The 17,513-nt window shown below is 41.6% G+C and carries 1 protein-coding gene (only partly in view); it reads right to left on the bottom strand.

Features of this window, described 5'->3' with window-relative positions:
- Positions 1–17,513, bottom strand: partial view of a Calx-beta domain-containing protein gene (locus DDD_RS17860; protein WP_015362705.1) — the 5' portion only. Its footprint begins 11,233 nt before the window's first position; 17,513 of the gene's 28,746 nt are visible here — the first part of the coding sequence; it begins with the start codon at positions 17,511–17,513; its stop codon lies beyond the left edge, outside the window.

The raw sequence follows: 17,513 nt of genomic DNA, 5'->3' as shown, positions 1-17,513 counted from the left end.
ATGCTTACTGGTACACTGGCACTTCCACCATCTTCGGCTACTGTTACATCTCCTACACTAAATGCTGGGGTATCGTTATCCGTGATCGTTACTGTTCCACTATCACTTGAATTGCTCGTGTTGCCACTTACAACTGTTCCATTTACATTAAAGTCTTCCGTTGGCTCACCTACATTATCATCCGTGATTGGAATACTAACATTTACTGTGGTTTGTCCTGCTGGAATCGTTGCTGTTACTGTCGTGGTCGTGTAATCTGATGGATCTTCTGCCGTGTTATCTACTGTGGTGATACTTACTACCGTATCTACACTGCTTGGATTATCAATGCTTACTGGTACACTGGCACTTCCACCATCTTCGGCTACTGTTACATCTCCTACACTAAATGCTGGGGTATCGTTATCCGTGATCGTTACTGTTCCACTATCACTTGGGTTGCTCGTGTTGCCACTTACAACTGTTCCATTTACATTAAAGTCTTCCGTTGGCTCACCTACATTATCATCCGTGATTGGAATACTAACATTTACTGTGGTCTGTCCTGCTGGAATCGTTGCTGTTACTGTCGTGGTCGTGTAATCTGATGGATCTTCTGCTGTGTTATCTACTGTGGTGATACTTACTACCGTATCTACACTGCTTGGATTATCAATGCTTACTGGTACACTGGCACTTCCACCATCTTCGGCTACTGTTACATCTCCTACACTAAATGCTGGGGTATCGTTATCCGTGATCGTTACTGTTCCACTATCACTTGAATTGCTCGTGTTGCCACTTACAACTGTTCCATTTACATTAAAGTCTTCCGTTGGCTCACCTACATTATCATCCGTGATTGGAATACTAACATTTACTGTGGTTTGTCCTGCTGGAATCGTTGCTGTTACTGTCGTGGTCGTGTAATCTGATGGATCTTCTGCTGTGTTATCTACTGTGGTGATACTTACTACCGTATCTACACTGCTTGGATTATCAATGCTTACTGGTACACTGGCACTTCCACCATCTTCGGCTACTGTTACATCTCCTACACTAAATGCTGGGGTATCGTTATCCGTGATCGTTACTGTTCCACTATCACTTGGGTTGCTTGTGTTGCCACTTACAACTGTTCCATTTACATTAAAGTCTTCCGTTGGCTCACCTACATTATCATCCGTGATTGGAATACTAACATTTACTGTGGTTTGTCCTGCTGGAATCGTTGCTGTTACTGTCGTGGTCGTGTAATCTGATGGATCTTCTGCTGTGTTATCTACTGTAGTGATACTTACTACCGTATCTACACTGCTTGGATTATCAATGCTTACTGGTACACTGGCACTTCCACCATCTTCGGCTACTGTTACATCTCCTACACTAAATGCTGGGGTATCGTTATCCGTGATCGTTACTGTTCCACTATCACTTGGATTGCTCGTGTTGCCACTTACAACTGTTCCGTTTACATTAAAGTCTTCCGTTGGCTCACCTACATTATCATCCGTGATTGGAATACTAACATTTACTGTGGTTTGTCCTGCTGGAATCGTTGCTGTTACTGTCGTGGTCGTGTAATCTGATGGATCTTCTGCTGTGTTATCTACCGTGGTGATATTTACTACCGTATCTACACTGCTTGGATTATCAATGCTTACTGGTACACTGGCACTTCCACCATCTTCGGCTACTGTTACATCTCCTACACTAAATGCTGGGGTATCGTTATCCGTGATCGTTACTGTTCCACTATCACTTGAATTGCTCGTGTTGCCACTTACAACTGTTCCATTTACATTAAAGTCTTCCGTTGGCTCACCTACATTATCATCCGTGATTGGAATACTAACATTTACTGTGGTTTGTCCTGCTGGAATCGTTGCTGTTACTGTCGTGGTCGTGTAATCTGATGGATCTTCTGCTGTGTTATCTACTGTGGTGATACTTACTACCGTATCTACACTGCTTGGATTATCAATGCTTACTGGTACACTGGCACTTCCACCATCTTCGGCTACTGTTACATCTCCTACACTAAATGCTGGGGTATCGTTATCCGTGATCGTTACTGTTCCACTATCACTTGGGTTGCTCGTGTTGCCACTTACAACTGTTCCATTTACATTAAAGTCTTCCGTTGGCTCACCTACATTATCATCCGTGATTGGAATACTAACATTTACTGTGGTTTGTCCTGCTGGAATCGTTGCTGTTACTGTCGTAGTCGTGTAATCTGATGGATCTTCTGCTGTGTTATCTACTGTGGTGATACTTACTACCGTATCTACACTGCTTGGATTATCAATGCTTACTGGTACACTGGCACTTCCACCATCTTCGGCTACTGTTACATCTCCTACACTAAATGCTGGGGTATCGTTATCCGTGATCGTTACTGTTCCACTATCACTTGAATTGCTCGTGTTGCCACTTACAACTGTTCCATTTACATTAAAGTCTTCCGTTGGCTCACCTACATTATCATCCGTGATTGGAATACTAACATTTACTGTGGTTTGTCCTGCTGGAATCGTTGCTGTTACTGTCGTGGTCGTGTAATCTGATGGATCTTCTGCTGTGTTATCTACTGTGGTGATACTTACTACCGTATCTACACTGCTTGGATTATCAATGCTTACTGGTACACTGGCACTTCCACCATCTTCGGCTACTGTTACATCTCCTACACTAAATGCTGGGGTATCGTTATCCGTGATCGTTACTGTTCCACTATCACTTGGGTTGCTTGTGTTGCCACTTACAACTGTTCCATTTACATTAAAGTCTTCCGTTGGCTCACCTACATTATCATCCGTGATTGGAATACTAACATTTACTGTGGTTTGTCCTGCTGGAATCGTTGCTGTTACTGTCGTGGTCGTGTAATCTGATGGATCTTCTGCTGTGTTATCTACTGTGGTGATACTTACTACCGTATCTACACTGCTTGGATTATCAATGCTTACTGGTACACTGGCACTTCCACCATCTTCGGCTACTGTTACATCTCCTACACTAAATGCTGGGGTATCGTTATCCGTGATCGTTACTGTTCCACTATCACTTGGATTGCTCGTGTTGCCACTTACAACTGTTCCGTTTACATTAAAGTCTTCCGTTGGCTCACCTACATTATCATCCGTGATTGGAATACTAACATTTACTGTGGTTTGCCCTGCTGGAATCGTTGCTGTTACTGTCGTGGTCGTGTAATCTGATGGATCTTCTGCTGTGTTATCTACTGTGGTGATACTTACTACCGTATCTACACTGCTTGGATTATCAATGCTTACTGGTACACTGGCACTTCCACCATCTTCGGCTACTGTTACATCTCCTACACTAAATGCTGGGGTATCGTTATCCGTGATCGTTACTGTTCCACTATCACTTGGGTTGCTCGTGTTGCCACTTACAACTGTTCCATTTACATTAAAGTCTTCCGTTGGCTCGCCTACATTATCATCCGTGATTGGAATACTAACATTTACTGTGGTTTGTCCTGCTGGAATCGTTGCTGTTACTGTCGTGGTCGTGTAATCTGATGGATCTTCTGCTGTGTTATCTACTGTGGTGATACTTACTACCGTATCTACACTGCTTGGATTATCAATGCTTACTGGTACACTGGCACTTCCACCATCTTCGGCTACTGTTACATCTCCTACGCTAAATGCTGGGGTATCGTTATCCGTGATCGTTACTGTTCCACTATCACTTGGGTTGCTCGTGTTGCCACTTACAACTGTTCCATTTACATTAAAGTCTTCCGTTGGCTCACCTACATTATCATCCGTGATTGGAATACTAACATTTACTGTGGTTTGTCCTGCTGGAATCGTTGCTGTTACTGTCGTAGTCGTGTAATCTGATGGATCTTCTGCTGTGTTATCTACTGTGGTGATACTTACTACCGTATCTACACTGCTTGGATTATCAATGCTTACTGGTACACTGGCACTTCCACCATCTTCGGCTACTGTTACATCTCCTACACTAAATGCTGGGGTATCGTTATCCGTGATCGTTACTGTTCCACTATCACTTGGGTTGATCGTGTTGCCACTTACAACTGTTCCATTTACATTAAAGTCTTCCGTTGGCTCACCTACATTATCATCCGTGATTGGAATACTAACATTTACTGTGGTTTGCCCTGCTGGGATCGTTGCTATTACTGTCGTAGTCGTGTAATCTGATGGATCTTCTGCTGTGTTATCTACTGTGGTGATACTTACTACCGTATCTACACTGCTTGGAGTAGTAATACTTACTGGTACCATAGCAACTCCAGAATCCTCAGGTACTATAATGTTTCCAATAAATAATGATATAGCGTCATCATCTAAGATCGTTACTGTTCCACTATCACTTGGGTTGCTCGTGTTGCCACTTACAACTGTTCCGTTTACATTAAAGTCTTCCGTTGGCTCACCTACATTATCATCCGTGATTGGAATACTAACATTTACTGTGGTCTGTCCTGCTGGAATCGTTGCTGTTACTGTCGTAGTCGTGTAATCTGATGGATCTTCTGCTGTGTTATCTACTGTGGTGATACTTACTACCGTATCTACACTGCTTGGATTATCAATGCTTACTGGTACACTGGCACTTCCACCATCTTCGGCTACTGTTACATCTCCTACACTAAATGCTGGGGTATCGTTATCCGTGATCGTTACTGTTCCACTATCACTTGGATTGCTCGTGTTGCCACTTACAACTGTTCCATTTACATTAAAGTCTTCCGTTGGCTCACCTACATTATCATCCGTGATTGGGATACTAACATTTACTGTGGTTTGCCCTGCTGGAATTGTTGCTGTTACTGTCGTAGTCGTGTAATCTGATGGATCTTCTGCTGTGTTATCTACTGTGGTGATACTTACTACCGTATCTACACTGCTTGGATTATCAATGCTTACTGGTACACTGGCACTTCCACCATCTTCGGCTACTGTTACATCTCCTACACTAAATGCTGGGGTATCGTTATCCGTGATCGTTACTGTTCCACTATCACTTGGGTTGCTTGTGTTGCCACTTACAACTGTTCCATTTACATTAAAGTCTTCCGTTGGCTCACCTACATTATCATCCGTGATTGGAATACTAACATTTACTGTGGTCTGTCCTGCTGGAATCGTTGCTGTTACTGTCGTGGTCGTGTAATCTGATGGATCTTCTGCTGTGTTATCTACTGTGGTGATACTTACTACCGTATCTACACTGCTTGGATTATCAATGCTTACTGGTACACTGGCACTTCCACCATCTTCGGCTACTGTTACATCTCCTACACTAAATGCTGGGGTATCGTTATCCGTGATCGTTACTGTTCCACTATCACTTGGGTTGCTCGTGTTGCCACTTACAACTGTTCCATTTACATTAAAGTCTTCCGTTGGCTCACCTACATTATCATCCGTGATTGGAATACTAACATTTACTGTGGTTTGTCCTGCTGGAATCGTTGCTGTTACTGTCGTGGTCGTGTAATCTGATGGATCTTCTGCTGTGTTATCTACTGTGGTGATACTTACTACCGTATCTACACTGCTTGGATTATCAATGCTTACTGGTACACTGGCACTTCCACCATCTTCGGCTACTGTTACATCTCCTACACTAAATGCTGGGGTATCGTTATCCGTGATCGTTACTGTTCCACTATCACTTGGGTTGCTCGTGTTGCCACTTACAACTGTTCCATTTACATTAAAGTCTTCCGTTGGCTCACCTACATTATCATCCGTGATTGGAATACTAACATTTACTGTGGTCTGTCCTGCTGGAATCGTTGCTGTTACTGTCGTGGTCGTGTAATCTGATGGATCTTCTGCTGTGTTATCTACTGTGGTGATACTTACTACCGTATCTACACTGCTTGGATTATCAATGCTTACTGGTACACTGGCACTTCCACCATCTTCGGCTACTGTTACATCTCCTACACTAAATGCTGGGGTATCGTTATCCGTGATCGTTACTGTTCCACTATCACTTGGGTTGCTCGTGTTGCCACTTACAACTGTTCCATTTACATTAAAGTCTTCCGTTGGCTCACCTACATTATCATCCGTGATTGGAATACTAACATTTACTGTGGTTTGCCCTGCTGGAATCGTTGCTGTTACTGTCGTGGTCGTGTAATCTGATGGATCTTCTGCTGTGTTATCTACTGTAGTGATACTTACTACCGTATCTACACTGCTTGGAGTAGTAATACTTACTGGTACACTGGCACTTCCACCATCTTCGGCTACTGTTACATCTCCTACACTAAATGCTGGGGTATCGTTATCCGTGATCGTTACTGTTCCACTATCACTTGGGTTGTTCGTGTTGCCACTTACAACTGTTCCATTTACATTAAAGTCTTCCGTTGGCTCACCTACATTATCATCCGTGATTGGAATACTAACATTTACTGTGGTTTGTCCTGCTGGAATCGTTGCTGTTACTGTCGTGGTCGTGTAATCTGATGGATCTTCTGCTGTGTTATCTACTGTGGTGATACTTACTACCGTATCTACACTGCTTGGATTATCAATGCTTACTGGTACACTGGCACTTCCACCATCTTCGGCTACTGTTACATCTCCTACACTAAATGCTGGGGTATCGTTATCCGTGATCGTTACTGTTCCACTATCACTTGGGTTGCTTGTGTTGCCACTTACAACTGTTCCGTTTACATTAAAGTCTTCCGTTGGCTCACCTACATTATCATCCGTGATTGGAATACTAACATTTACTGTGGTCTGTCCTGCTGGAATCGTTGCTGTTACTGTCGTGGTCGTGTAATCTGATGGATCTTCTGCTGTGTTATCTACTGTGGTGATACTTACTACCGTATCTACACTGCTTGGATTATCAATGCTTACTGGTACACTGGCACTTCCACCATCTTCGGCTACTGTTACATCTCCTACACTAAATGCTGGGGTATCGTTATCCGTGATCGTTACTGTTCCACTATCACTTGAATTGCTCGTGTTGCCACTTACAACTGTTCCATTTACATTAAAGTCTTCCGTTGGCTCACCTACATTATCATCCGTGATTGGAATACTAACATTTACTGTGGTTTGTCCTGCTGGAATCGTTGCTGTTACTGTCGTGGTCGTGTAATCTGATGGATCTTCTGCTGTGTTATCTACCGTGGTGATATTTACTACCGTATCTACACTGCTTGGATTATCAATGCTTACTGGTACACTGGCACTTCCACCATCTTCGGCTACTGTTACATCTCCTACACTAAATGCTGGGGTATCGTTATCCGTGATCGTTACTGTTCCACTATCACTTGAATTGCTCGTGTTGCCACTTACAACTGTTCCATTTACATTAAAGTCTTCCGTTGGCTCACCTACATTATCATCCGTGATTGGAATACTAACATTTACTGTGGTTTGTCCTGCTGGAATCGTTGCTGTTACTGTCGTGGTCGTGTAATCTGATGGATCTTCTGCCGTGTTATCTACTGTAGTGATACTTACTACCGTATCTACACTGCTTGGATTATCAATGCTTACTGGTACACTGGCACTTCCACCATCTTCGGCTACTGTTACATCTCCTACACTAAATGCTGGGGTATCGTTATCCGTGATCGTTACTGTTCCACTATCACTTGAATTGCTCGTGTTGCCACTTACAACTGTTCCATTTACATTAAAGTCTTCCGTTGGCTCACCTACATTATCATCCGTGATTGGAATACTAACATTTACTGTGGTTTGTCCTGCTGGAATCGTTGCTGTTACTGTCGTGGTCGTGTAATCTGATGGATCTTCTGCTGTGTTATCTACCGTGGTGATATTTACTACCGTATCTACACTGCTTGGATTATCAATGCTTACTGGTACACTGGCACTTCCACCATCTTCGGCTACTGTTACATCTCCTACACTAAATGCTGGGGTATCGTTATCCGTGATCGTTACTGTTCCACTATCACTTGGGTTGCTCGTGTTGCCACTTACAACTGTTCCATTTACATTAAAGTCTTCCGTTGGCTCACCTACATTATCATCCGTGATTGGAATACTAACATTTACTGTGGTTTGTCCTGCTGGAATCGTTGCTGTTACTGTCGTGATCGTGTAATCTGATGGATCTTCTGCTGTGTTATCTACTGTGGTGATACTTACTACCGTATCTACACTGCTTGGATTATCAATGCTTACTGGTACACTGGCACTTCCACCATCTTCGGCTACTGTTACATCTCCTACACTAAATGCTGGGGTATCGTTATCCGTGATCGTTACTGTTCCACTATCACTTGAATTGCTCGTGTTGCCACTTACAACTGTTCCATTTACATTAAAGTCTTCCGTTGGCTCACCTACATTATCATCCGTGATTGGAATACTAACATTTACTGTGGTTTGTCCTGCTGGAATCGTTGCTGTTACTGTCGTGGTCGTGTAATCTGATGGATCTTCTGCCGTGTTATCTACTGTAGTGATACTTACTACCGTATCTACACTGCTTGGATTATCAATGCTTACTGGTACACTGGCACTTCCACCATCTTCGGCTACTGTTACATCTCCTACACTAAATGCTGGGGTATCGTTATCCGTGATCGTTACTGTTCCACTATCACTTGAATTGCTCGTGTTGCCACTTACAACTGTTCCATTTACATTAAAGTCTTCCGTTGGCTCACCTACATTATCATCCGTGATTGGAATACTAACATTTACTGTGGTCTGTCCTGCTGGAATCGTTGCTGTTACTGTCGTGGTCGTGTAATCTGATGGATCTTCTGCTGTGTTATCTACTGTGGTGATACTTACTACCGTATCTACACTGCTTGGATTATCAATGCTTACTGGTACACTGGCACTTCCACCATCTTCGGCTACTGTTACATCTCCTACACTAAATGCTGGGGTATCGTTATCCGTGATCGTTACTGTTCCACTATCACTTGAATTGCTCGTGTTGCCACTTACAACTGTTCCATTTACATTAAAGTCTTCCGTTGGCTCACCTACATTATCATCCGTGATTGGAATACTAACATTTACTGTGGTTTGTCCTGCTGGAATCGTTGCTGTTACTGTCGTGGTCGTGTAATCTGATGGATCTTCTGCTGTGTTATCTACTGTGGTGATACTTACTACCGTATCTACACTGCTTGGATTATCAATGCTTACTGGTACACTGGCACTTCCACCATCTTCGGCTACTGTTACATCTCCTACACTAAATGCTGGGGTATCGTTATCCGTGATCGTTACTGTTCCACTATCACTTGGGTTGCTTGTGTTGCCACTTACAACTGTTCCATTTACATTAAAGTCTTCCGTTGGCTCACCTACATTATCATCCGTGATTGGAATACTAACATTTACTGTGGTCTGTCCTGCTGGAATCGTTGCTGTTACTGTCGTGGTCGTGTAATCTGATGGATCTTCTGCTGTGTTATCTACTGTGGTGATACTTACTACCGTATCTACACTGCTTGGATTATCAATGCTTACTGGTACACTGGCACTTCCACCATCTTCGGCTACTGTTACATCTCCTACACTAAATGCTGGGGTATCGTTATCCGTGATCGTTACTGTTCCACTATCACTTGAATTGCTCGTGTTGCCACTTACAACTGTTCCATTTACATTAAAGTCTTCCGTTGGCTCACCTACATTATCATCCGTGATTGGAATACTAACATTTACTGTGGTTTGTCCTGCTGGAATCGTTGCTGTTACTGTCGTGGTCGTGTAATCTGATGGATCTTCTGCTGTGTTATCTACTGTGGTGATACTTACTACCGTATCTACACTGCTTGGATTATCAATGCTTACTGGTACACTGGCACTTCCACCATCTTCGGCTACTGTTACATCTCCTACACTAAATGCTGGGGTATCGTTATCCGTGATCGTTACTGTTCCACTATCACTTGGGTTGATCGTGTTGCCACTTACAACTGTTCCATTTACATTAAAGTCTTCCGTTGGCTCACCTACATTATCATCCGTGATTGGAATACTAACATTTACTGTGGTTTGTCCTGCTGGAATCGTTGCTGTTACTGTCGTGGTCGTGTAATCTGATGGATCTTCTGCTGTGTTATCTACTGTGGTGATACTTACTACCGTATCTACACTGCTTGGATTATCAATGCTTACTGGTACACTGGCACTTCCACCATCTTCGGCTACTGTTACATCTCCTACACTAAATGCTGGGGTATCGTTATCCGTGATCGTTACTGTTCCACTATCACTTGAATTGCTCGTGTTGCCACTTACAACTGTTCCATTTACATTAAAGTCTTCCGTTGGCTCACCTACATTATCATCCGTGATTGGAATACTAACATTTACTGTGGTTTGTCCTGCTGGAATCGTTGCTGTTACTGTCGTGGTCGTGTAATCTGATGGATCTTCTGCCGTGTTATCTACTGTAGTGATACTTACTACCGTATCTACACTGCTTGGATTATCAATGCTTACTGGTACACTGGCACTTCCACCATCTTCGGCTACTGTTACATCTCCTACACTAAATGCTGGGGTATCGTTATCCGTGATCGTTACTGTTCCACTATCACTTGAATTGCTCGTGTTGCCACTTACAACTGTTCCATTTACATTAAAGTCTTCCGTTGGCTCACCTACATTATCATCCGTGATTGGAATACTAACATTTACTGTGGTTTGTCCTGCTGGAATCGTTGCTGTTACTGTCGTGGTCGTGTAATCTGATGGATCTTCTGCTGTGTTATCTACCGTGGTGATATTTACTACCGTATCTACACTGCTTGGATTATCAATGCTTACTGGTACACTGGCACTTCCACCATCTTCGGCTACTGTTACATCTCCTACACTAAATGCTGGGGTATCGTTATCCGTGATCGTTACTGTTCCACTATCACTTGAATTGCTCGTGTTGCCACTTACAACTGTTCCATTTACATTAAAGTCTTCCGTTGGCTCACCTACATTATCATCCGTGATTGGAATACTAACATTTACTGTGGTTTGTCCTGCTGGAATCGTTGCTGTTACTGTCGTGGTCGTGTAATCTGATGGATCTTCTGCTGTGTTATCTACTGTTGTAATACTTACTACCGTATCTACACTGCTTGGATTATCAATGCTTACTGGTACACTGGCACTTCCACCATCTTCGGCTACTGTTACATCTCCTACACTAAATGCTGGGGTATCGTTATCCGTGATCGTTACTGTTCCACTATCACTTGGGTTGCTCGTGTTGCCACTTACAACTGTTCCATTTACATTAAAGTCTTCCGTTGGCTCACCTACATTATCATCCGTGATTGGAATACTAACATTTACTGTGGTTTGTCCTGCTGGAATCGTTGCTGTTACTGTCGTGGTCGTGTAATCTGATGGATCTTCTGCTGTGTTATCTACTGTGGTGATACTTACTACCGTATCTACACTGCTTGGATTATCAATGCTTACTGGTACACTGGCACTTCCACCATCTTCGGCTACTGTTACATCTCCTACACTAAATGCTGGGGTATCGTTATCCGTGATCGTTACTGTTCCACTATCACTTGAATTGCTCGTGTTGCCACTTACAACTGTTCCATTTACATTAAAGTCTTCCGTTGGCTCACCTACATTATCATCCGTGATTGGAATACTAACATTTACTGTGGTTTGTCCTGCTGGAATCGTTGCTGTTACTGTCGTGGTCGTGTAATCTGATGGATCTTCTGCTGTGTTATCTACTGTGGTGATACTTACTACCGTATCTACACTGCTTGGATTATCAATGCTTACTGGTACACTGGCACTTCCACCATCTTCGGCTACTGTTACATCTCCTACACTAAATGCTGGGGTATCGTTATCCGTGATCGTTACTGTTCCACTATCACTTGAATTGCTCGTGTTGCCACTTACAACTGTTCCATTTACATTAAAGTCTTCCGTTGGCTCACCTACATTATCATCCGTGATTGGAATACTAACATTTACTGTGGTCTGTCCTGCTGGAATCGTTGCTGTTACTGTCGTGGTCGTGTAATCTGATGGATCTTCTGCTGTGTTATCTACTGTGGTGATACTTACTACCGTATCTACACTGCTTGGATTATCAATGCTTACTGGTACACTGGCACTTCCACCATCTTCGGCTACTGTTACATCTCCTACACTAAATGCTGGGGTATCGTTATCCGTGATCGTTACTGTTCCACTATCACTTGAATTGCTCGTGTTGCCACTTACAACTGTTCCATTTACATTAAAGTCTTCCGTTGGCTCACCTACATTATCATCCGTGATTGGAATACTAACATTTACTGTGGTTTGTCCTGCTGGAATCGTTGCTGTTACTGTCGTGGTCGTGTAATCTGATGGATCTTCTGCCGTGTTATCTACTGTAGTGATACTTACTACCGTATCTACACTGCTTGGATTATCAATGCTTACTGGTACACTGGCACTTCCACCATCTTCGGCTACTGTTACATCTCCTACACTAAATGCTGGGGTATCGTTATCCGTGATCGTTACTGTTCCACTATCACTTGAATTGCTCGTGTTGCCACTTACAACTGTTCCATTTACATTAAAGTCTTCCGTTGGCTCACCTACATTATCATCCGTGATTGGAATACTAACATTTACTGTGGTTTGTCCTGCTGGAATCGTTGCTGTTACTGTCGTGGTCGTGTAATCTGATGGATCTTCTGCTGTGTTATCTACCGTGGTGATATTTACTACCGTATCTACACTGCTTGGATTATCAATGCTTACTGGTACTGTTGCTGTTGCATCGGTTCCTTCAGTTACAGATACATTGCCAATCGTTACTGATGGCGTATCATCATCCAATACTGTTACTGTTCCACTTGGATCGGTATTAGAGGTGTTACCACTTACAACTGTTCCATTTACATTAAAGTCTTCCGTTGGCTCACCTACGTTGTCATCGATAATTGGGATCGTTACATCTACTGTGGTTTGTCCTGCTGGAATCGTTGCTGTTACTGTCGTACTCGTGTAATCTGATGGATCTTCTGCTGTGTTATCTACCGTTGTGATACTTACTACCGTATCTACACTGCTTGGATTATCAATACTTACTGGTACTGTTGCTATTGCATCGGTTCCTTCAGTTACCGTTACATTACCAATCGTGATTGATGGTAATGTAAATCCATTATCCTCCTCAAAAACATTATTACCATCTGTCACTGTAACATTGGTAGGATCAGTCCCTTCTGTTTGAATTGAATTTAATGGAAGATCTGTATTATCTATATCAACACTTGCGGTACCAACTAGAACAGTGGCAATATAATTACCATCTACATCAGTCGTTACAGTAACTGGACTACCATTAGTAGGCGTTATGACAACATCAACGTTATTGAGATCAGGTTCTCCTACGTCTTGAGTTCCATTTCCATTAATGTCACTGTACAAGTGTCCATTTACTGATCCAGAAGGTAAAAGAGTTACCGTAATATCGTCATCAACATTACCATCTCCATCATTTCCATCATCAGAAATATCTGAAATAGGGTCGCCATTATCATCTGTTGCTGATGCAGTGGCCTGATTGTCCACTTGACCAGTATTTATATCTGTTTGATTTATGGTATAAGTAGCTGTAAAAAACAAAGTTGCTCCTGGTCTTAAATCTATTATAGCTGGGTTCCCTCCTTCATTAGTACCTCCAGAACTATATACAGGAACAGGAACAGGAGTATTATTTCCTGTAAATGTTCCTAAGTTTTCTACAACGTCTATGTCAAATGCAAAATTAGTTCCTGAATTAAGAACCTCGTAAGTATAGTTGATAATCCCAGTAAGGGGATTAAAAGTACTTGTCTTATTAATATCTAAAGTTGTTGAACAAGCAATATTTATCGCTGGATCTAAAAAGTCAAAAGTCGTTGTACCAGTCATTGCAGGAGAAGTATAACCTTGTCCCATTTCTCCAGAAGTAACCAAACCATTACCATCCACTGATTCAGGGGCAGCATTTCCAAGGATTCCGTCCTCATCCGCTTTCGCGAAAGCGTCAATAAAACCAGCCTCTACCGTATCACTACAACCATCACCATCAGAATCATCATCTAAATAATTAGGAGTCAAGTCGCCGTCTTGATCAGGTGCATTTAAAATAACAATCGTAGGATTTGATCCAAAATCGTCAATTACACATTCATCAAATTGAATACTATAAAACCTACTTGCAGTTGAATTTATATTTTTAGTAACTCCAATTACATAATTAAACTGATTAACATCTTGTCTTTGGAAGAAAACTTTATATGCAGGATTTGTATCAACTGGCTCGATAGGAGCAGAACCTGTACCATTTGCTCTAAACTGAGTAAGACCGCCCGGTAAATCTTGAGCAATCACATTTGTAGGCTCATTTAAAGAATAACCTACTAAGTTATTAAGTCTGTAAAACTCTCTAATCCTACCTGTACCGTCACTATCAATGTCCTGTATAAAACCACCTATTCTCTCCACAGTTGCCGGCAAAGAGGTAACGGAATCTACTAATTCTATTCTAAAACTTACAGTCAGGTCTCCACTTGAAGCAGCTGTATAATTAATAACTGGTTGCCAAGCATTAGGATCTCCAGAAGCATTATCTATGCTATTCAATGTAGCACCAGCAGACCTTTGAGTTATTTCTATGATCGCATCTACTCCAGTTCTTACGGACGGAAATCTATACCTAGCACCTACGTTACCAGCAGTTCCACTTATTAAAGTTGCGCCAGTAAAATTATAAGTTTGACCGGTACATGTCGTTGAATTATCTGTAAAGAACTCAAAACCTTCAACAACATCAGTAATACCATCATTATCATCGTCTAGATCATCTATATCATTAACTCCATCACCATCAGCATCATTAGGTAAACGTCGATCTCTAAAATCTACATTTCCTCCTTCATTCAAATCATTATCTGTATCTGGAAGAATGGCAGTATCATTTATCGTTCCATTAGGATCTGCATAAGTTCCTATTGGACCAGGCGTAGTATCAATAGCATCATCTAGACCATCATTATCTTCGTCTACACCTAACAAAGTTAGTCCAGCCTCTATGGTATCATTTGCACCTTGATTATCAGAATTTAAATCTAAATAATCTGGTTGATCTACAGTATCTGTATTTACAGGTAATAAACCTAGTTCATCACCATTAAAATCATAACTTGTAGGTAGACCATTTGCATTAACATCTGGAATGCCATCACTATTAGAATCGGTTGCAGCTATATAACCTAAAGTTACTTGAGCTTCATTGTTATCAGGGATTCCATCGCCATCTGAATCTAAATCCAAATGATTAGGCAATCCATCGTTATCACCATCCAATAATGCACAAACACCATTGACATTCAGTGTACAAAAATCTGCATCTTGATAATTCAAGATTCCATCACCATCATTGTCTTGAGATGGATCTCCCAAACCTTGTGACTCCACAATATCTAGAATACCATCATTATCGTCATCAATATCGTTATTATCAAATACACCATCCCCATCAGTATCTACCGGGATAAGACAACTGTCTGGAACACCATTGCCATCTACATCTGGACCGCTCTCGGTATAGTCATCAATGGAATTACCATTTGAATCTACAGGTGTTGCCGTAGAATAACTTGCAGCAATAACTAAACCATTGGAACCGTTTACTGCCGCCGGATCAACTCCATACTGGCCATCATCCCCACCGTCTGCATTTTGATCAAAATACGCTTCATTTGCATCAGAACAACCATCTTCGTCAGAATCTGTATCCCTCCAATCTGGTTCTTGAAGACCTCCATCTGAATCTTGTATGGTATAATTTACTGTACCATTATCTTCTTGACCAGTTGCTTGAACTGAATCAGGAACACCATCAGTACCAACTGGACCAGTAACTCTTCCGTCAATATACGGCTGGCCATGACCTGCTTCTTCTGCATCATAAATACCGTCATTATCAGCATCTAAGTCTAAACTATCTATTACAGAATCACCATCAGTATCTACACAAGTAAATCCACCTGAAACTATAAACACCTTACCATCACCACCATCACCAGCAGTTAAAGGTGCAACACGTATGGACTTTATCAAAGAGCCAGCTGGAACGATATCAGATAATGCAATTACTGAAATATTAATATTTTGACCAGTAAGACGTGTTGGTATTCCAGTATCAATATAATCACCATCTGCAGGATCTATATTTTCAGTTCCTAATGTGTTACCATTTGCATCAAACATAGTAATGATAAAACCATTATTACCGTCACGCTCTGAGGTTAATATAAAAGATTCTCCTGAAACGGGAATTGGGGTATCATAAGTAAGAGTATAGAAATCAGTCGCAAGAATCCCGTTAGATAGGGCCTGATAATGATTAAAATTCGGATCACGAAAAGCTGCCAAAATGAGGTTATCCCAAGTGGGGTTTTCTATGTTAGCACCAGTGGGACCAGTATTTTGACCACTAGTATTATTTAACTCTTCGTATACATCTGCATCATCAGCTGTTGGAAAACTTGAAACGTAAGTATCAGGAAGTATAAAGTTATTGTATTGTATCGAATTGATCTCCACAAAATCAAGCTCTGCAGGTCCAGTTCCTCCCGTACCAGTAAAACCAAACGAAGTATTTGAGGTATCAAAAGTTCCAGTTACTGTAGGCGCCGTAAAACATTCTACGATATCTAAAATACCATCATTATCGTCATCAAGATCTACATCGTCGGTTAAACCATCACCATCTGAATCAACTGTAACTGTTGTAGGGTTAGAAAATCCGACCGGTTGAAAAGCTAAACCAACTAAACGTGCTGTTGTCGACGTACCAGCATCCCTCATTACTCCAGCGCGGTACGTAAACGATGAATTAAATAAGTATCGAGTTCTAGCAATCCATTGATCTGCTGCCGTGATGCCAGGATTTACTAGATCAGTTCTGGATTCAAATCGATTAGGTGCAACAAAGTCTAATTCTGAAGGAGAATTAATGGTATAACTACGAAAGCCGTCAATTTCGATATATTCTCTTATATCACCATTATTACCATCAATATCATAAGTAAATGTATCGGTTTCAATAAAAATAGGTACCGAGTTATCAGCATTCCAAACAAATTCAAACAAAAAATCTACGTAACCACCTTCGCTAGAACCATTTACAATAGTTGCTCCATCTATTTGTAAGATTGGATTAAAATCCGAAACTCCAGTAGCCAAGATAGAGGTATTATCATCAAATTGGGTTAATGAACAGGCATTAGCTGCAGCAATTGTTACCAAACAATCCACAGCATTTCCTGATTCAGGATCTACTCCTACGTTAGCAAAACGATACTGGGTACCTACTTCTAAATCAAGACCTCCATTATTGATTGTAGCGTTTTGAAAATCTAACGTCAACTGGGAATAACTTAAAAAGCTACTCAACAATAAAATTACTATCAAAAAGGACTTTACTTTTTCAATAAAGAAAGGGGTAAAATTTCTCAT

The organism is Nonlabens dokdonensis DSW-6 (genome assembly GCF_000332115.1).
In the GTDB taxonomy this organism is placed as follows: domain Bacteria; phylum Bacteroidota; class Bacteroidia; order Flavobacteriales; family Flavobacteriaceae; genus Nonlabens; species Nonlabens dokdonensis.
This window is presented reverse-complemented; position numbering and strand designations above follow the sequence as displayed.